Origin of the sequence: Neobacillus niacini (assembly GCF_030817695.1) — a bacterium.
In the GTDB taxonomy this organism is placed as follows: Bacteria; Bacillota; Bacilli; order Bacillales; family Cytobacillaceae; genus Neobacillus; species Neobacillus niacini_F.
Map to the genome: position 1 here is coordinate 172,871 of NZ_JAUSZQ010000003.1, position 17,614 is coordinate 190,484.

A 17,614-nucleotide genomic window follows, 5' to 3' on the forward strand; every position below is an offset into this window, starting at 1 on the left:
AAGAATTAAAGGGAGGAATACGATGGAGGTTAACAATCAGGGCACGTCATCCAGTTCTACTGGAAATATTTTTGCAAATCGAATTGTATTAGCCATTATGAGTTCAAACTTTTTACTCCAGTTAGGAATTTGGATAAGAAATTTTGCGATTTTACTATACGTTACCGATATTACCGATAATGATCCGGTTTATGTTTCATTGATTTCAGTTGTTGAATTTACTCCAATATTTATTTTTTCATTTATTGGCGGGACATTTGCTGACAGATGGAAGCCTAAACTTACGATGGTTTGGTGTGATATGTTGTCGGCCGTTTCAATTGGTTTGGTACTGCTGGCACTTGTTTTTGGCTCATGGCAGGCAATATTCTTAGCAACGTTGATTTCAGCTATTTTATCACAGTTTTCCATGCCTTCAGCAATGAAACTATTAAAGCAGCATGTACCTGGCGAACAGCTGCAATCAGTCATGGCCATGTTCCAATCGTTGATGGCTATATTTATGGTCATCGGCCCTGTAATTGGAACACTTGTCTATCAAAATTATGGTATTTACATTTCGATCGGTGTTATGGGTGCAATGTTCTTACTTTCTGGACTGGTGTTAATGATTCTACCGCGTGATTTGGAGAAGGAAAAATCAGAAGCTCAAAATAATTTTAAAAAAGAACTGGCAGATGGTTTCCGCTATGTAATGTCAAAAAAAGTATTGAAATCAATGGGCGGTATTTTTGCCGTATGTGGGTTAGCCGTTGGGTTGATTTCTCCGTTAATGATTTTTATTACGATTGAAAAACTCGGGATGCCAAAGGAATCTCTGCAATGGCTGTTAATGGCAAACGGTATTGGTATGCTGGCTGGCGGTGGTATCGTCATGGCCTTCTCGAAGAAAATCTCACCTCAAAAGCTTCTTGCAATTGGGATTTTCGCAAGCATGGTGTTTACAGTCGGAATTGGCTGGTCAACTAGCTTTGTGGTAACACTTATATTACAAGTATTAAACGGTCTATTCTTCCCATGTATTCATATTGGAATTAACACAATCATACTTAAATATTCAGAAGAAGCATTTATTGGACGTGTGAATGGTGTCCTTAGTCCGTTGTTTATGGGAATGATGGTGATTGGAATGTCCGTTGCAGGTGTTGTGAAAATCCCGCTGACTTTATCCGGTGTTTATACCGTTGCGGGAGTATTATTTTTGATTGGGTCCTTACTGGTTGTTCCGCTTTTCAAAGTAAAAGAGGATGGGGCTGCAAACCTCTCAATGGTAGAAAAGCAGCCACAGGCCTAGAAAAAAGGTGCATTAAGCTCAGCTTACTGCACCTTTTTTATGATTTTCGTGATCTCCGCTTGTTAATTGCTGCGCTGCAAATTCACGGTATAATGCATGTGACTGGGTTAATTCTTGATGAGTCCCAATTCCGGTGACTCTCCCTTTCTCGATGAAAATAATTTTATCAGCGTCGACAATCGTGGATAAGCGATGAGCAATAACAAAGGTAGTACGGCCTTCCATTAGCCGGGATAATGCTTGCTGAACGATTCCTTCTGATTGGCTGTCAAGGCTTGCCGTTGCTTCGTCCATCATTAATATTTTTGGGTCACGTAAAAAGGCACGTGCAATCGCAATGCGCTGCCTTTGACCGCCAGAAAGTTTTACTCCGCGCTCGCCAACTTCTGTGTCCAAACCATCCGAAAAGGCTTTAATAAATTCACTCGCATATGCCATCTCAGCTACTTTCCATAGAGTGTCATCTGAAATAGATTCACCATTTGGCAAACCATAACATAAATTTTCGCGGATGGTTCCCGCCATCATCGCACTTTCTTGCGAGACATAACCAATCTGACTGCGCCATGCGTCAACGGATAAATCAGTTACCTCTATATCACCTACCATTATTTTTCCAGAGGTGGGCTCGTAAAAGCGTTCAAGTAAGCCGAACATAGTGGTTTTCCCGCCGCCGCTAGGACCGGCAAACGCGATCATTTCCCCTGGCTGTGCTTCAAATGATACATCTTTAAGGACCGGTTCATCCTCGCTATAGGCAAATGAAACATTCCTGATACTAATAGGTTTATTGGCGATGTCTATTTTCAAGCCGTCCTGCCCTTCTTCTAACGGCAGGTTTAAGATTTCGATAATCCGTTCGGTTGCTCCTTTTGCCTTTTGTAACTGGGTAAAGAACATGGCGAAACTCGTAATCGGAAAAATGATTTGGAAGAGATAAAGTAAAAATGCTACTAATGAACCGGTGGACATCGTTCCGGTGGCTACCCGCATGCCGCCGTACCCAATAATCATTACGATGACGATCATGACAACCAGGTACATAATGGGAGCAATTAATGAGGTGATTCGTGCTTCTTTTAAACCAAAACTCAGTAAATTGCCGATGCCTGTTATTCCTTTTGTCTCTTCATACTGTTCTGCCGTTGAAGCTTTCATTAGTCGGATTTCACTTAACGTTTGTTGAATGTTTCCGGTGAAGGCAGCCGTTTCATCCTGAAGGCCTCGAGAGATTTTCGCCATCTTCCTTCCGAGGGGCATCATAATCATAAGCGTAACAGGAACAGATATTAACATCATTAGCGTCATTTTCCAATCCATTATTAACAGAATGACAATCGCACCGATAATGGAAATAATCCCTGAGATGAATTGTGGAAAATGATTCGAAATTAAATCGCGAACCACACTTGTATCATTTACAATCCGGCTGACGGTTTCACCGCTGGAATGTTTATCAAAATAACTGACAGGTAAACGAATTAATTTTATCCACATCTTTTCACGCAGCCGGGCGACAATCTTTTGCCCGACAAAACTTAACAGGTAAATGGATACCCCGCTGATGATTGCTTGGAATATGAATGCCGCGCCAATCCCAATCATAAGTGGAACACTTAGCGAGGCTACAGAGAATCCATCTACTAAGTTTTTCGTTAATACTGGAACAAGAAGTCCTGCAAGTGTCGTAATAAGACTTGCAGATAATCCAATAACTAACGCAGTTTTTGGGATGTTAGCAGATAAAATAAGAGAGATAAATGGTTTTAAACCATCCTTGTTTTGTTTCATTTGGTATGACTCCAATCCTATTGGCTGTGTTAGAGGAGACTGTTGATTTTAGAACCTGTTGATTGGCGCGGAAGGCACGAAGACTCCTCGAAAATGCTATCGCATTTTCTTCGTGCGTGGGCAAATTCGAGGAAGAAAATCAATGTCCTGCGGGAGGACGGGTCCGGGGAGACCCCGCAGGCGCTTAAGCGCTGAGGAGGCTCCCCGGACCGCCCGCGGAAAGCGAAGTGCCTCGTGCCAGGCAAAGACCCGCCTGTCACTGCGGTGATTATTCAAGGAAGCTTTCCTTAGTGGAGCGCAAATCAACAGCCAAATTTAACACAGCCTCTATTGAAAGAATGGTTTTCATAAGCAATCATACGTTCATCAGGAATGATATGCAAATGATAATTTGGTAAGATATAGAAGTAAATGGAAAGAGAGGAATAATAAAAATGAGTGATTCAAAAGTGTTAATTGATTTAAAGGCAAAGAGTGAATCAAAAGCATGGTTATACGTGATTTTTGCTGGTTTCCTTGAAGTGATTTGGGCAAGCGGCTTTAAATATGAAGAAGTTCCTTCTCTTGTTGTGCTTATCGCGATTTTAGTAAGTTTTGATTTAATCATAAGAGCAACAAAAGTGATACCAGTTGGGACGGTATACGCTGTATTTGCCGGGATTGGCACCATAGGAACAGTTATAGTCGAGATTGTATTTGAAAATGGCTCCGTTAGTCCAATTAGAGTTGCCCTTATTTTATTACTTTTGGCTTGTATTATCGGCTTGAAATTAACAAATAAAGAGGGGGAAGTTTAATGGATTGGCTGATGCTTATTTTAGGAGGGTGCTTTGAAGTAGTTGGGGTTATCGGTTTAAAAAGAACAGCCGATAAAGGTAACTTTGTTAATTATCTAATACTAATTGGAGGATTTATTATGAGTTTCCAGCTGCTCATGGGAGCGATGGAGACAATTCCATTATCAACTGCCTATGCTGTATGGACAGGGATTGGAACGGTGGGTGCTGCAATTATTGGTATGGTATTTTTTAAGGAATCGAGGAGCAGACTCCGGATAGCGTGTATTCTGGGTATTATTTTTTCAGTAGTTGGTTTGAAGCTCGTTCATTAAAGAAAGAAAAACATCTCTCGATTTAGTCGGAAGATGTTTTTCTCTTGATTATGCGAGTTTTTCGAGCTCAGAAAATACTGCTTCGTAATCTTCTTTCTTGTCGGCTTTAAAGGAGGTATTCATATAAGTGATTACTCCATCTCGATTGACAACGAACACGGAACGAATCGCAACGCCGCCTTTTTCGTTATACACCTTATAATCCTTAATCGTCTGCCTTTGCCAATCGGAAGCTAATGGATATGGCAATGTCCCCATACTGGCGGCAAAAACGCGGTGTGAGTGAATATGATCCGCGCTGATTGCAATAACCTCTGCACCTAACTGTTCAAAACGTTTGTAATCCTCTTTCCAAGAGGCGATTTCTTTAATTCAGCCGGGGGTAAAATCCATTCCATAAAAGGCGACAACCACGTTCGTCTTTCCTCGATAATCTGAAAGGGAAAGGGGGTCCTTTGTTGTTGCAGGTATTGAAAAATCAGGGGCTGTGTCCCCAACCTTCAAGGTTAATTCCAAAGATAACTCCTCCATTCTTGAAACAATATCCTTTGCTAGGATTTCCAACTTGTTAAAAAATTACACAAAAAAAGATGGTGATTACACCATCTTGTACTTAATAGGAAATGGCCTGGCTGCCAAATTGGGTCCAGCTTGTCACAAAGCTTTCAAAGTTGGCTGATTGATTCTGGTCCGGATAAAAGGGATCATTAAAATATACGTTGTTTTCATCGTAGCCGGTGACGAGTACCGAATGCATCCTGCGAGTAATATTGATTTCTCCGTCTTTTGTAATCCATGTTTCCCATTGCTCTTCCGGTAAAAAAGCAAATGTACTGCCAACTATAACCCAAACAGGTTTACCTGCATTTAGCTTTTTCTGCACAGAAGAAAAATGATCTCCAGTAAGATTATCAATTTGGCCGGGCAGGTATTGGCTCGCGAGATCTTCAATGACCTCATGGTAAACACCTAATCCAGGTTGATTATACGTATACATATTCCCGACAAATCCCTGATTAGGATTTCCGAAGTATCCATCACTGAAATAAGGGACCTTGGGAATCTCGTCTGCCAGAGTAAGCTTGTCAACGGAAACGCCAGCAAAATTAAGTAACATCGCCAAACTGGTTACTTCACATCCCCTGGGCAGCTCAGGAAATTGTTGCAACGCAGGCACACGTAATAGGATAATTTCTTTCATGATGGGCTCCTTTTGATAGACAACTACTGTCCGGTTGATATGAACATCAGATTTATATTCTGGGCTCGTTTTGATCGGAGAGTTAGAAGCATAATAGATGGGAAGAATTAATAGGAGGCTTAACAATGATATCTTTTTTGGCTGCTGGTTTTTCATGTAAGCGACTCCTTTTTTATTTCTCCCAACGTTCTATAAATCTCTTCTTATACTTATTTAACATTCTCCAAAAAATGGATTTTCCCTGCGTCATAAGGTGGATAACTTAGGAATCATATATTAGATTTACGAGAAAAACACCATGTTTATGTCACAAATTATTCAGAAATGAGTGAAAATAGTTCTCACTTATCAGTTGACTGAAAATTTTTCCATGTTTATACTTAAATTAAGTAAGACATTGATAATGATTTTCAGTGTCATTTATTTTTATCAATTTGTGATAACTATTCTCAATTAGATTGATAATGATAGAAAAATAGAAATGTTGGGGACTGACATGAAGAAAAGATATTTACTGCTAGTATTACTACTCTTATCTGCTGCTTCCTTATTTGTTGGGGTTAGCAGTATATCTCCTTTGGACCTTTTAGATTTCCAATCAGAGGAGACCCAAATTTTCCTAATTAGCAGACTTCCTAGGCTTGTTGCGATTTTACTTGCAGGAGCTGGGATGAGTATTGCTGGATTGATTATGCAGCAGCTCAGCAGGAACAAATTTGTTTCACCGACTACCGCTGGAACACTTGACGCAACCCGGCTTGGTATCCTTGTCTCCATGCTGTTGTTTGCAAATGCAACCATGCTTGAAAAAATGGCAGTAGCCTTTGTTTTTGCGCTTGCTGGTACGTTTGTTTTTATGCAAATACTCGATCGAATTAAGTTTAAGGATGCTATTTTCATACCGCTTGTAGGTTTGATGTTTGGAAATATTCTTTCCTCCGTGACGACTTTTTTCGCGTATCGTGCTGACGTCATTCAAAATATGTCTGCTTGGCTGCAGGGAGATTTTTCAATGATTATGAAGGGCAGATACGAATTGCTCTACATAAGTATTCCGATTTTAATTATTGCTTATTTCTATGCGAACCGCTTTACAGTGGCTGGAATGGGTGAGGATTTTTCCAAAAATCTTGGGCTTGCATATCGCCGTATAGTGAATATTGGTCTTATCCTTGTTGCACTGGTGACGACAACGGTCGTTCTGACCGTCGGAATTATCCCGTTTTTAGGCTTAATTATTCCAAATATCATATCGATTTTTAAAGGTGATCACTTACAAAAAACATTGCCGCATACCGCAATCCTTGGGGCCATTTTCCTTCTAATTTGTGATATTTTGGGAAGAGTGCTCATTTATCCATATGAAATTTCAATCAGTCTTATGGTTGGGGTCATTGGAAGTGGAATTTTCTTATACTTACTGTTCCGGAGGAAGGCATATGCGTAACTCAACTAAACTACTTGTCTTTGCCTTTATTGCTGTCGGAGTGTGTGCTATCTATTTATTTCATGAATTAAACGGGAGCTTTGGATATGCGCTTCCAAAACGAACGATGAAAGTACTGGCGATGGTCTTAACCGGAGTCACAATTGCTTATGCAACCGTTGTTTTCCAGACGATAACACATAACAAGATTTTGACACCGAGCATTATGGGGTTGGATTCGCTTTACATGCTACTACAAACCTTAGTTATTTTCTTTTTAGGCTCAGGGCACATGATTATCGTCAACAAGCAGGTGAATTTCCTGCTTTCAGTTGTGGTAATGATTGTTTTTGCACTTTTTTTATACAAATTCTTATTTAAAAAAGGCAATCAGCCGATTTACTTTTTATTGCTTGTCGGGATTATTGTAGGAACATTTTTCTCAAGTATCTCAACGTTTTTTCAGGTACTAATTGACCCGAATGAATTCCAGATTGTTCAAGACCGCATGTTTGCGAGTTTTAATAATATCAATTCAGACTTAGTTTGGCTGGCGATTGTTATCGTTGCTCTTGTGATGATTTATGCATGGCGTTTTTTAAAGTATTTAGACGTTTTATCATTAGGCCGTGATACTGCAATTAATTTAGGAGTTCCATATGATTCAATCGTTAAGAAAATGCTTATTATTGTAGCAGTCTTCATCTCCATCTCGACTGCCTTAGTTGGACCGATTACCTTTTTTGGCTTAATTGTTGCCAATCTTTCGTATCAATTTTTCAAAACCTACAAACACAATATCCTCATCACAGGAGCAATTCTTATGAGTATCATCGCTCTTGTTGGCGGGCAATGGGTGGTTGAACGGGTCTTTACTTTTTCAACAACGTTAAGTGTCATTATTAACTTTATCGGTGGAGTGTACTTCATCTATTTACTGCTAAAGGAGAGAAAAGCTGCATGATACAAGTCCGAGCTTTGTCAAAGTTATATGGTAAAAAGTCCGTTGTTGAGGATGTGACCGTTGATATTCAGCCGCGGAAAATCACGAGCTTTATCGGTCCGAATGGAGCAGGTAAATCGACGTTACTATCAATGGTGAGCCGTCTTCTTGATTCAGATACAGGTGAAGTGCTGATTGATAAATCTGATGTAAAAAAAATGAAGTCCAATGAGTTTGCCAAAAAGGTATCAATCCTAAAGCAGTCCAATTATATGAATGTTCGATTGACGATTCGCGAACTCGTCTCCTTTGGCCGCTTTCCTTATTCGAAGGGAAGGTTAACGGAGGAAGACGAACGGATTGTTGACCAATCGCTCGATTATATGGACCTAACCGATATGCAGGACAGTTTTTTAGATGAATTATCTGGTGGTCAGAGGCAGCGGGCATTTATTGCGATGGTTATTGCTCAGGATACAGAGTACATTTTACTTGATGAACCATTGAACAATTTAGATATGAAGCATTCCGTTCAAATTATGAAAATCCTCCGGCGTCTGGTTGATGAACTTGGAAAAACAGTGGTCATCGTGCTGCATGATATCAACTTTGCGTCGGTTTATTCAGATAGAATTGTAGCGATGAAGGATGGCAAGGTCGTGAAAGATGGGCCTACAGAAGAAATTATAGAATCAGCTGCATTAAAAGAGATTTACGATATGGATATTCCCATTCAGAAAATGGATGGCTGCAGAATTTGCGTATATTTTAACTCATAATAAAAGGAGAGATTTAGGAATGAAAAAGTGGAGTTTTCTAGTTTTAATGGTTTCAATGTTTTTATTATTAGCAGCATGTGGGGCAAAGGAAGAAACTAAGACAGAACCAACTGAAACAAAAACGGCAGCAGCAGAAAAGTTGACGATTGAACATAAGTACGGGAACGTAGAAATTGATAAAAATCCAGAAAAAGTAGTAGTTTTTGACTTTGGTATTTTAGATACATTGGATGAATTAGGTGTGGAAGTAACAGGTGTTCCGCAAGCAGCCATTCCTTCATACTTAGAAAAATATGCAGGTGAGAAATATACAAACGTAGGAAGCTTAAAAGAGCCTGATTTTGAAGCGATTCATGCGATGCAGCCGGATGTTATTTTTATCTCTACCCGCCAAGCTGAATTATACGACCAGTTCGCAGAAATCGCTCCAACTGTTTATGTAGAATTAGACTATACCAAATATATGGAGTCTTTTGAGAAGAATATGAATCTTGTTGGTGAGATCTTTGATAAAAAAGATGAAGTGGCAAGCAGCGTAAAAGAGATCAAAGCAAGTGTTGATGAATTAAATAAAAAGGCCTCTGCACTTGATAAAAAAGCATTAATTGTTTTAGCGAATGAAGGAAAAGTAAGTGCTTATGGACCAAGCTCTCGTTTTGGTGTGATTCATGATGTGTTTGGTTTTGGAGCAGCAGATGAGAAAATTGAAGTATCTACGCATGGCCAAAGCATTACCATGGAATACATTATGGAGACAAACCCAGACGTATTGTTTGTCATCGACCGTAACACTGCAGTAGGCGGTGAAGCCGGTGCTGAAAAAGTAATCGAAAATGAGCTTGTTAAAAAGACAACAGCTTTCCAAGAAGATAAAATCACTTACCTAGATCCAGACGCTTGGTACTTAAGTGGCGGCGGATTACAATCTGTAAAACTTATGGCTGAAGAGATCGAAGCTTCATTATAAAATTTGAGCCAGGTTCCTTACCTGGCTTTATTAATAGGGAGGGATTTTATGTTTTATCAAGTTAGAAGAATTTTAGTCAAAGAGGGATATAGTGATCAGGTGGTTGAGAACTTTTCAAACCGAGGAGGATTGCTGGCTCAGCGTCCAGGATATATTGGCAGACAGATTTTGGTTAAGAAGGTTCGCCGCGGCGAAGAAGAAGTTATGGTTATGGTTCAATGGGAATCCGAAGAAGATTGGAAAAATTGGGAGAAGAGCCCCGAGCATATTGCCGGCCATAAGGCGAAGCCAAAGGCAGAGAAGCCTGAGTATATTATTGATTCCAGTCATGATCTTTACTATGTAAAAGGATAAGTTTAAATAGAGAGAGGCTGAGGTGGAGGGTCACTTGATGTGACTTAACTCTTTCAGCCTTTTTTGTTTATTCTTTTTCAATTTCAACGTTATGTTCTTTTGCCAGTTCATCCAGTTTATCATTATAGTCTTCGATTTGCAGACGTCCTTCATTTAGAAGTTGATTGGCTTCTTCAACCAAACTGGCATCTTGTTTTTCAAGTGCTTCAATTATTTTTTCAAACGCAGTATATTGAAGTTTTGCACCCGATAGGTAAATCTTGTGGACTTCCTTCAGCTCTTCTGATTCAATACTAACGGTCTCCAGTTCAGAAATTAAATCCGTATAGTTTGGAATGACCTCGTTTACCAAGGCATCATACATCGTCTGATCATCCGTATAATTGACCCCCGCAACAGCTTCATAAGCAGAAACAGCCTTTTCCTCCAAGGTTTGTGCCGTTTTCATCTCCTCATTTAAATAATTTAAAATGTCATCCTGAACACCTCCCCCACAACCAGACAGAACAAGTAAAAGGCCAAACACAACCCCTGCCAACAACCGCTTTACCATAGCCCCACCTCCACCAGACATTATATGAACCACCGGAAGTCCACTATGTATAAAGGAGTTTAAAATAATCGAAATAAAAATTTTGTTACAAAAACAATTAAATGCCTAACAATCTTTATGCCAGTCCATCATTAGATAAAGAGACAGGATTAAATAGGGATAAGGATGAATGGCAATGGCAAAGAGGAACAGAGGGAAAACAATTAACTACCTGCCATCAAGAGGACGCGGGACATGTCCTTTGTGTGGGAGAACAAGAATAAAGCTGTTATATCCGTTTAAAACAGAAACAAACCAAACGATTAAAGTATGCAAAAACTGCCGTCTTAAATAAAATAGACTCACGCTAAAGGGCATCTACAATCATTGTGGGTGCCCCTTCTTTTTATTTAGGTAAGTCGTATGCCGAAATAATGATGACTGGGATATTTAGTGTAACTATTTTCCTATAAAAAGTAATATTTATTGGTTTTTTTCAGGAATAAGGTTGGATAGTAATTTGTTTCTAGCAATATTAAAATAATTTTACGTTATAAAAATACATAATGATTAATAAAAATACAAATGGTTATGGGGGCTATTTTATGAGGAAGAAAAAAATTGCAGGTCTTTTAGCAGTGAGTTTACTTACGGCTGTTCCCTTTTCTACAGGATTTGCTGAGGGACCAAAATGGACAAATGTAAATGTATATGAGGAGCAGGATGGCAGCAAGTTTAATAGTGAAAACTATGACTTTATGAAATTCTCCCAAATCGGGGCTAAATTGACAGAAATCGAAAAACAATCCAATCGTGTAAAAGTAGAAGTCCGCGGGACATCTGCTGATGGTCATCCTCTTTATGTTGTAACCATTGCAGATCCAACTACACAAGGCAAGTTCGGAAAATTCCAGTCTCTTAGAAAACAAATGTTCAAGAATCCTGGAAAGGCTCAGGATTGGATTGAGAATAATCCTGATTTTAAAGTACCGATTATGATTAATGGCTCGATTCATGGTACCGAGTTTGTAGGAAGCGATGCGGTTATCCAGTTAATCGAACGCTTTGCAACACAAAATGATCCAGAAACGAAAAATATTTTAGAGAATAATATCCTTATTTTTAACGTCGTGCAAAACCCTGATGGCCGCGTGGATGCCACACGCTTTAATGGGGAAGGTATTGATTTAAATCGTGACTTTATTACCCAGTCTCAGCCTGAAACTCAAGAAACGGTGGAACTAATCAAAGAGTGGAATCCAATGGTGTTCCTTGATACCCATGGCTATGTGAAGAATTATGGACCTAATCTGCAGGGATTAATAGAACCATGTACGCCGCCGCATAATCCTAACTATGAGTATGACCTTTATAATAAGTGGGCAGTGGATCAGGCAAAAGCAATGGAAGCAGAAATTATGGGAGACAAGGACAGTTTTACAGGTAATTTGTATAAAAGTATGGAGGGAGTTTACGTACCACAGCGTGACGATGCTGCTGGCTGGGATGATTATCCGCCAATTTTCACTCCAATGTATGCGATGTACCATGGTGCTTACGGTCATACGTTAGAAGCTCCAACAAATGACTTGGATGGGGTGCGCTGGATGTATAATGCCATCATGGGTGCCTTGAATTTTGCCACTGAAAATAAACAAGCCATGATTGCAGACCAAATTGAGATGTTCAAACGTGGTATTAACTTTGATCATCCTTTCCATGAGGAAGGATTCTTCCCTAATGCTTACATTTTGCCAGTTGATGAAAAAGATCCGACGGTAACAAATAAGGCTGTGAAGCATTTACTGACTAACGATATTGAGGTAAAAGAAGCAACGAAAGCATTTACGGTTGATGGAAAAACCTACCCTACAGGAACGTATCTTGTGCAGATGGACCAAGCGAAAGCTGGCTTAGCCAATACAATGCTATGGGATGGTGAAGACATTTCAAACGATACACCGGCTATGTATGATATTTCTGCATGGAGCCTGCCAGAGTTTTGGGGCTTTGAGGCAGTTGAAACTTACAGTCCCGTGGAGGTTACAGCTAAACAGGTTAATCAAGTAACTGTTCAAGGGACTGTGACAGGTAAAGGTCCTTACTTGATTCCGAATAGTTCTGTAAAAGCCGTTGAATTAGTAAATAGCTTGCTTAAACAGGGATTAGCTGTATCGCGCAGTGAATCGGGCAATTTTTATACCACTGCTTCAGCAAATAAAATCTCAGCTGCGGTGAAAGATTCTGGTCTCCAGATTGGTTCAGTTGCAAGTATACCAGGGGACGCTGCTGAGGTATCTAGTTTGCAGGTAGCAATTTTGAAGGATGGCGGTATGGGGAAAGTACAGTCTCACAGCGGGACAAAGCTTGCCTTGAAGAGATTAGGCTTTGAAGTTACAGAAGTGACGCCAGTGGAAGTAGCGGAGAAAGGTTTAGCAGGCTTCGATGTATTTGTTTACAGTGGGACAGAAAGTCTTATTTCTACTAACTTATCTGCTGCAAACAAAGAATTTGGATTCCAAAATGTGGAACAACTAACAGCTTTTGAAGGCAATGTTAACAGTTTTGTTGACAATGGCGGAAAGTATATTGCAGTAGGTGCTGGTGCATCCCGAGCAACCAAAACATTAGGTTTGACCGACAACGAGATTTATAGCGCTGGATCAAACAGTAACGGTATTGTGAAGGTCAATTATGAAGGTACTGGATTAACTGCAGGCTATGACCAGGATGACCTTGGATTTGTTTACCGCCCAGCTTGGTACACGGTTACAGGAAACGATGAAGTAGCGGCTACTCTAGCAAATTCGGATGATTTCTTTGTAGCAGGCCATTGGAGAGGTAACAAAGCAGAGGCAAAGGGTAAAGCTGTCATTGTAAATGAAGAACATAAGGACGTCACTCTAATTGGTTTAGAGGCAGGGTTCCGTGACCACACTGACTATTTGTTCCGACTCCTGTCCAATGCAATATTTGAAAAATAATAATGAGCAAAGCCTGGTCCGACTTTGGACCAGGCTTTTTCTGTTGAAACTTTATATTAATTTGTGACCTAGTTCCATTTTTATAAGACTGTTATTAAGTACCTCTTTATCAATCCCGTTTACTAGATAATATTTTTCTTTATAAATTGCATAAATAATTTTTTTAATATCTTGTTCGTTTTTTTGTAGATTTTTAATAAAAATATTTAATGGAACCTCTTCATCTTCATTATGAAGTGGTGGTTGGAGGTAGCCGATTCCTTCTGACCTTTTAAAACCATTCCTTTTAAAAAATTCATTTCTCTTCTTACAATTATCTTTCTCTTCCTTCGTATTGACCAGATCCTCTGTTTCTGTTTCTAGAATGATTGTGTTTAATGAAGAGTTTCCTGCTGCAATAGCGTCTTCGATAAATAACTCTTCCATTTTTGCTAACGTTTTCGTTCCTCTTCCTTTGCTTCTAGGATGTGGATTTGTTGCGATATAAACAATAAACCCTGCATTAACTTCCTCTAAATAGTGGCCTGTTGCGAAAGAAATAAGTTGTTCCCCTTCAAAACCTATCAGGAAACGAAAATTGTTAGGCTTTCGATGCCGTGCATAATGCAAACCATTTAAAAAAATAGTATGAGGTTCTCTCACAACAATTGGAAATACTAAATCATATAATTTAAAAACCATTTCAATGTGGTTTAAGTTATCTTCTGTTATCTCATCCCAGAGAAAGTTCATAATTAAATCCTCCCCCCTATTAATAGTACAACAACGATGACATTATTGATAAGTGAAGGCCGATGATTCAGCTTTTGAATCAGGCTTTTATTTTTGCAGGTAATCCAATAGCAGTCAGCGAAATACGTATATCATATGGGAAGTGGAGGAGATGGTTGGATGGCATTTACACGGTAAGATGGTGACAGGCACCGCTCGTGGACACTTTCCACTTGAGGCGGACACTATATACAAAAAAAGGATTGAGCAATGTTATTTGCCCAATCCTTTTTATCATGATGATTTTTTTGAAACTCTAATTACGTTGTAAAGGCTGGCTGCTAAACCGCCCCAGAGTATGACCATTCCGACGATCATCATTGTGATTGCACTTGCTGACATGTTATACAGCCCCCTTTTTTAGTTCTGTATTTTTATTAGCTTTCCAGCCTTTAAGAGAGAGGAGGATTCCTCCAACGATACTTACTACGACTACCAGTAACCCTCCGTACATGATGAGGTCTGTAGGGTAGCCCTCATAGTTTTCCTTTAAGTTCTGACGGATGTTGTCAAACATCATATACCCAAGAACAATCGGTGTTACGAAGCTTAAGCAGATTTTCCACCAAGCCCCTACGCGAAGGTCAGATATTGCATTTGCGTGGGATTGCAAACCGCCAAGCCCTTTGAAGAACCAAGCAATTAAAACTAGCTCTACTAATCCTGCTGTAACAACCCCGAAGTTATTGATGAAATAATCGACAACGTCAAGCAAGTATAAGCCGCCATTTGTTGCGAAAAGCAAGGAAATGACAGTTGCAGTTAATCCGCTTGTTAATACTGCTTTTGTACGTGATACATTGAATTTTTCCTGAATACCCGCGACAAATGTTTCCACAATAGAAATCAATGAAGTCATCCCAGCAAATACTAGAGATAAGAAGAACAATACTCCAAAGAATCCATTCATGCCTGGGAATTCGTTAATAATGCTTGGGAAGACAACAAATGCTAAACCAATTCCACTGCTTACTACTTCGTCTACCGCAACACCCTGTTGATTTGCCATAAAACCAAGAGCCGCGAATACACCAATACCAGCTAGTAATTCGAATCCTGAATTGGCGAAAGCCGTAATGAATGCATTATTGTTGATATCGGACTTCTTTGGAAGATAGCTTGAATACGTTAGCATGATTGCAAATCCAATTGATAACGAGAAGAAGATTTGCCCGTATGCTGCAATCCAGACCTTACCGTCGAAAATCATATCCCAGTTTGGCTTAAAAAAGGCGTCTAAACCTTGTGCAGCCCCATCGAGTGTTAAGGCGCGAACCACGATGATTAAAAACATAACTACTAGAGTTGGAAGGAAAATTTTATTTAATTTTTCAATTCCTTTTGATACGCCACGATAAAGGACAAAAAGAGTAACTGCCCAGACAAAAAGGAGTGGAACTACCACACCAGGAACTAATCCACCGATTTGTCCAGGATTTTCAGCAAGCTTCAAAACATCTCCGAATAAAAAGCTGCCAGGGTCTGTTCCCCACTGAGTTCCAAAGGAATAAATAGTGTATTTTACAGCCCATGCGATTATCACTGCATAATACGTACAGATAACGAACGAAATTAGTAGCTGCCACCAACCAAGCCATTCTGCCTTTTTATTGATTCGAAAAAAGGAGAGTGGTGCAGAGCCTCTATATTTATGTCCAATAGTGAATTCCATAATTAAAATAGGAATACCTGCTGTTAAAATCGCGAATAGATAAGGTAAGAAAAAGGCCCCTCCGCCATTTTCATATGCAACTGCAGGAAATCTCCAGATGTTTCCTAAACCAACTGCGGAGCCAACGGCTGCTAAAATAAAACCGTATCGTGACCCCCATTGCTGACGTTTTTCCATAATGTAATCCTCCTTGATGAAATCTATATTATCTATCTTTTACTAAAATTCAGATAATTAATTTGTTATATTAATATATCTATTGTTTTTAGAAATGTCAAATAGTTTATATAAAAAAGTGAGCTTGTATTGATTAAGAGATAAAGAAAAAAAGTGTATTTTTTAATTTGGATAATATTAATATCTTTTAACCATAATAAATACCATTTAATACATCTGGAGGAAATTGGAATATGAAACTTCTGGTTAAGTGGATATTTATAATCGCCAGTAGCTTATCCATAACGTTGACAACCTCTTTAGAAACCTGTGAAGCCAATGGTAATGAAGGGAATGACGATATTAGAAATATCATTTTTTTAATTGGTGATGGCATGGGTGTTTCATTCACATCGGGGTACCGTTATTTCAAAGATAATCCAGCCACTTTTGAACTAGAATCAACAGAATTTGGACCGTACCTTGTTGGTCAGCAGACGACCTACCCGAACGACCCAAGGCATAATGTAACTGATTCTGCTGCTTCAGCAACGGCGATGGCAACCGGTGTGAAGACATATAATGGAGCAATTGGGATTGCCAATGACCACACGAAATTAAAATCAGTCCTCGAAGCGGCTAAGGAAAAAGGGAAGGGAACGGGGCTGGTTGCCACAGCGCAAATGACCCATGGCACTCCTGCAGCTTTTGGTGCTCATGTTGACCAGCGAAAAAACATGAGTTCCATTGCAGATGATTATTTTGATGATTTAGTTAATGGTAAGCATAAAATAGATGTATTGCTTGGCGGTGGTTCAGAATGGTTTATCCGTAAAGATAGGAACCTAGTGGAAGAGTTTGTTAAAGACGGCTACAGCTATGTAACAAACTCAAATGAGATGAACAACAACAAAAGTGCTCAGGTTTTAGGCCTTTTTGCAAAAAGAGGGCTGCTGAAAATGATTGATCGTTCAAACGATACTCCATCTCTTGCTGACATGACTACTTCAGCAATCGAGGCACTAAATCAGAACGCGAACGGGTTTTTTTTAATGGTGGAAGGAAGTCAGATTGACTGGGCAGCACACGATAATGATATCGTGGGTGTGATGAGTGAAATGGAAGATTTCGAGAAAGCATTTAAAGTGGCCATTGATTTTGCCAAAAAGGATGGACATACCTTGGTTATTGCTACAGCAGACCATTCAACCGGCGGTTTTTCTTTAGGTGCGCAAGGACAATACAATTGGTTTAGTTCCGTAATAAATACAGTGAAGGTGACACCAAACTATATGGCTTCAGAGATTGTCAAAGGGGCAGGTGTGAAAGATACGTTAACGAAATATATTGAGCTTCCTTTAACAAAAAACGAAATAAGATATGTTGAAAGAGCAGCTAGAACGCAAAATGCAAGAAACATCGACAATGCCATTGAAGAAATCATTAACACCCGTTCCTACACAGGCTGGACAACCAGTGGACACACAGGCGAAGACGTAAACGTCTATGCTTACGGACCAGGAAGCGAGCGCCTAAAAGGCCAAATCGACAATACCGACCATGCTAAAATCATCTTTGATATACTTCGTTGAGGTAGGTAAAATCGTTGGTGCCTGTCACCTAGTGATGTCAC

Annotated in this window: 18 protein-coding genes; 11 read left to right on the forward strand and 7 right to left on the reverse strand. The window is 39.6% G+C overall.

The window, feature by feature from the left end:
• The first annotated feature begins 22 nt into the window (after nt 1-22).
• A complete protein-coding gene (locus QFZ28_RS24430; RefSeq protein ID WP_307197237.1) occupies nt 23-1,294 on the forward strand; it encodes an MFS transporter in 1,272 nt (423 codons plus the stop codon).
• An 18-nt stretch (nt 1,295-1,312) separates the two neighbouring features.
• On the opposite strand, the gene QFZ28_RS24435 is transcribed toward QFZ28_RS24430, so the two are convergent.
• Nucleotides 1,313-3,085 (reverse strand): ABC transporter ATP-binding protein, encoded by a 1,773-nt coding sequence (locus tag QFZ28_RS24435; protein WP_307197238.1) that lies wholly within the window; start codon nt 3,083-3,085, stop codon nt 1,313-1,315.
• A gap of 434 nt (nt 3,086-3,519) precedes the next feature.
• Here QFZ28_RS24435 and QFZ28_RS24440 point away from each other — a divergent pair, with 434 nt between their 5' ends.
• Together QFZ28_RS24440 and QFZ28_RS24445 are read left to right on the forward strand one after the other, a co-directional pair.
• A complete protein-coding gene (locus QFZ28_RS24440; RefSeq protein WP_307197239.1) occupies nt 3,520-3,882 on the forward strand; it encodes a DMT family transporter in 363 nt (120 codons plus the stop codon).
• Entirely contained in the window at nt 3,882-4,196 is a 315-nt protein-coding gene (locus QFZ28_RS24445) for a DMT family transporter (protein WP_307197240.1), read from the forward strand. Before QFZ28_RS24440 ends, QFZ28_RS24445 begins: the two co-directional genes overlap by 1 nt.
• A 48-nt stretch (nt 4,197-4,244) precedes the next feature.
• Here QFZ28_RS24445 and QFZ28_RS24450 read toward each other — a convergent pair whose 3' ends face one another.
• Nucleotides 4,245-4,727, reverse strand: a complete 483-nt coding sequence (locus QFZ28_RS24450) for a redoxin domain-containing protein (protein WP_307197241.1) — start codon at nt 4,725-4,727, stop codon at nt 4,245-4,247.
• Nucleotides 4,728-4,809: 82 nt separating this feature from the next.
• Complete coding sequence (locus QFZ28_RS24455; protein ID WP_307197242.1) at nt 4,810-5,553, reverse strand: C39 family peptidase; 744 nt, start codon at nt 5,551-5,553, stop codon at nt 4,810-4,812.
• A gap of 340 nt (nt 5,554-5,893) precedes the next feature.
• Here QFZ28_RS24455 and QFZ28_RS24460 point away from each other — a divergent pair, with 340 nt between their 5' ends.
• From QFZ28_RS24460 to QFZ28_RS24480, 5 genes are read left to right on the forward strand one after another with little or no spacing between them, the layout of a single operon-like run.
• The gene (locus QFZ28_RS24460) at nt 5,894-6,844 is read left to right on the forward strand and encodes an ABC transporter permease (RefSeq protein WP_307197243.1); all 951 of its coding nucleotides are present in this window, start codon (nt 5,894-5,896) and stop codon (nt 6,842-6,844) included.
• Nucleotides 6,837-7,787 (forward strand): iron chelate uptake ABC transporter family permease subunit, encoded by a 951-nt coding sequence (locus QFZ28_RS24465; RefSeq protein WP_307197244.1) that lies wholly within the window; start codon nt 6,837-6,839, stop codon nt 7,785-7,787. The genes QFZ28_RS24460 and QFZ28_RS24465 overlap by 8 nt, the downstream gene beginning before the upstream one ends.
• A complete protein-coding gene (locus QFZ28_RS24470; protein WP_307197245.1) occupies nt 7,784-8,545 on the forward strand; it encodes an iron ABC transporter ATP-binding protein in 762 nt (253 codons plus the stop codon). Before QFZ28_RS24465 ends, QFZ28_RS24470 begins: the two co-directional genes overlap by 4 nt.
• Before the next feature lie 19 nt (nt 8,546-8,564).
• Nucleotides 8,565-9,512: a siderophore ABC transporter substrate-binding protein gene (locus QFZ28_RS24475; RefSeq protein ID WP_307197246.1), complete on the forward strand. Its 948-nt coding sequence runs from the start codon at nt 8,565-8,567 to the stop codon at nt 9,510-9,512.
• Between the two features lie 48 nt (nt 9,513-9,560).
• Nucleotides 9,561-9,866: an antibiotic biosynthesis monooxygenase family protein gene (locus tag QFZ28_RS24480; RefSeq protein ID WP_307197247.1), complete on the forward strand. Its 306-nt coding sequence runs from the start codon at nt 9,561-9,563 to the stop codon at nt 9,864-9,866.
• A gap of 67 nt (nt 9,867-9,933) precedes the next feature.
• Here QFZ28_RS24480 and QFZ28_RS24485 read toward each other — a convergent pair whose 3' ends face one another.
• Nucleotides 9,934-10,419 (reverse strand): hypothetical protein, encoded by a 486-nt coding sequence (locus tag QFZ28_RS24485; protein WP_307197248.1) that lies wholly within the window; start codon nt 10,417-10,419, stop codon nt 9,934-9,936.
• A gap of 101 nt (nt 10,420-10,520) precedes the next feature.
• On the opposite strand from QFZ28_RS24485, the gene QFZ28_RS24490 reads away from it, so the two are divergent.
• Nucleotides 10,521-10,682 carry a hypothetical protein gene (locus QFZ28_RS24490; protein ID WP_307197249.1) on the forward strand — a complete coding sequence of 54 codons (162 nt, stop codon included), beginning with the start codon at nt 10,521-10,523 and terminating at the stop codon, nt 10,680-10,682.
• 321 nt (nt 10,683-11,003) lie between these two features.
• Nucleotides 11,004-13,382, forward strand: a complete 2,379-nt coding sequence (locus QFZ28_RS24495) for a M14 family zinc carboxypeptidase (RefSeq protein WP_307197250.1) — start codon at nt 11,004-11,006, stop codon at nt 13,380-13,382.
• A 51-nt stretch (nt 13,383-13,433) separates the two neighbouring features.
• On the opposite strand, the gene QFZ28_RS24500 is transcribed toward QFZ28_RS24495, so the two are convergent.
• The 3 genes from QFZ28_RS24500 to QFZ28_RS24510 all read right to left on the reverse strand — a co-directional run bounded on the left by QFZ28_RS24500 (nt 13,434) and on the right by QFZ28_RS24510 (nt 16,002).
• Nucleotides 13,434-14,114 (reverse strand): GNAT family N-acetyltransferase, encoded by a 681-nt coding sequence (locus QFZ28_RS24500; RefSeq protein ID WP_307197251.1) that lies wholly within the window; start codon nt 14,112-14,114, stop codon nt 13,434-13,436.
• Between the two features lie 273 nt (nt 14,115-14,387).
• Nucleotides 14,388-14,495, reverse strand: coding sequence for a methionine/alanine import family NSS transporter small subunit (locus tag QFZ28_RS24505; RefSeq protein WP_307197252.1), 108 nt, complete (start codon nt 14,493-14,495; stop codon nt 14,388-14,390).
• Between the two features lies 1 nt (nt 14,496).
• Entirely contained in the window at nt 14,497-16,002 is a 1,506-nt protein-coding gene (locus QFZ28_RS24510; RefSeq protein WP_307197253.1) for a sodium-dependent transporter, read from the reverse strand.
• Between the two features lie 233 nt (nt 16,003-16,235).
• Between QFZ28_RS24510 and QFZ28_RS24515 the strand changes: the two genes are divergently transcribed.
• On the forward strand, nt 16,236-17,573 hold the full coding sequence (locus tag QFZ28_RS24515; RefSeq protein ID WP_307197254.1) for an alkaline phosphatase: 1,338 nt from the start codon (nt 16,236-16,238) through the stop codon (nt 17,571-17,573).
• The last annotated feature ends 41 nt before the right edge of the window (nt 17,574-17,614 follow it).

Bases quoted from the DNA above. Each gene is read 5' to 3' on its own strand.
- QFZ28_RS24460 (WP_307197243.1), top strand. From the start codon at position 5,894: ATGAAGAAAAGATATTTACTGCTAGTATTACTACTCTTATCTGCTGCT.
- QFZ28_RS24455 (WP_307197242.1), bottom strand. From the start codon at position 5,553: ATGAAAAACCAGCAGCCAAAAAAGATATCATTGTTAAGCCTCCTATTA.
- QFZ28_RS24465 (WP_307197244.1), top strand. From the start codon at position 6,837: ATGCGTAACTCAACTAAACTACTTGTCTTTGCCTTTATTGCTGTCGGA.
- QFZ28_RS24500 (WP_307197251.1), bottom strand. From the start codon at position 14,114: ATGAACTTTCTCTGGGATGAGATAACAGAAGATAACTTAAACCACATT.
- QFZ28_RS24435 (WP_307197238.1), bottom strand. From the start codon at position 3,085: ATGAAACAAAACAAGGATGGTTTAAAACCATTTATCTCTCTTATTTTA.
- QFZ28_RS24490 (WP_307197249.1), top strand. From the start codon at position 10,521: ATGCCTAACAATCTTTATGCCAGTCCATCATTAGATAAAGAGACAGGA.
- QFZ28_RS24430 (WP_307197237.1), top strand. From the start codon at position 23: ATGGAGGTTAACAATCAGGGCACGTCATCCAGTTCTACTGGAAATATT.
- QFZ28_RS24515 (WP_307197254.1), top strand. From the start codon at position 16,236: ATGAAACTTCTGGTTAAGTGGATATTTATAATCGCCAGTAGCTTATCC.
- QFZ28_RS24510 (WP_307197253.1), bottom strand. From the start codon at position 16,002: ATGGAAAAACGTCAGCAATGGGGGTCACGATACGGTTTTATTTTAGCA.
- QFZ28_RS24470 (WP_307197245.1), top strand. From the start codon at position 7,784: ATGATACAAGTCCGAGCTTTGTCAAAGTTATATGGTAAAAAGTCCGTT.
- QFZ28_RS24445 (WP_307197240.1), top strand. From the start codon at position 3,882: ATGGATTGGCTGATGCTTATTTTAGGAGGGTGCTTTGAAGTAGTTGGG.
- QFZ28_RS24485 (WP_307197248.1), bottom strand. From the start codon at position 10,419: ATGGTAAAGCGGTTGTTGGCAGGGGTTGTGTTTGGCCTTTTACTTGTT.
- QFZ28_RS24495 (WP_307197250.1), top strand. From the start codon at position 11,004: ATGAGGAAGAAAAAAATTGCAGGTCTTTTAGCAGTGAGTTTACTTACG.
- QFZ28_RS24440 (WP_307197239.1), top strand. From the start codon at position 3,520: ATGAGTGATTCAAAAGTGTTAATTGATTTAAAGGCAAAGAGTGAATCA.
- QFZ28_RS24505 (WP_307197252.1), bottom strand. From the start codon at position 14,495: ATGTCAGCAAGTGCAATCACAATGATGATCGTCGGAATGGTCATACTC.
- QFZ28_RS24480 (WP_307197247.1), top strand. From the start codon at position 9,561: ATGTTTTATCAAGTTAGAAGAATTTTAGTCAAAGAGGGATATAGTGAT.
- QFZ28_RS24475 (WP_307197246.1), top strand. From the start codon at position 8,565: ATGAAAAAGTGGAGTTTTCTAGTTTTAATGGTTTCAATGTTTTTATTA.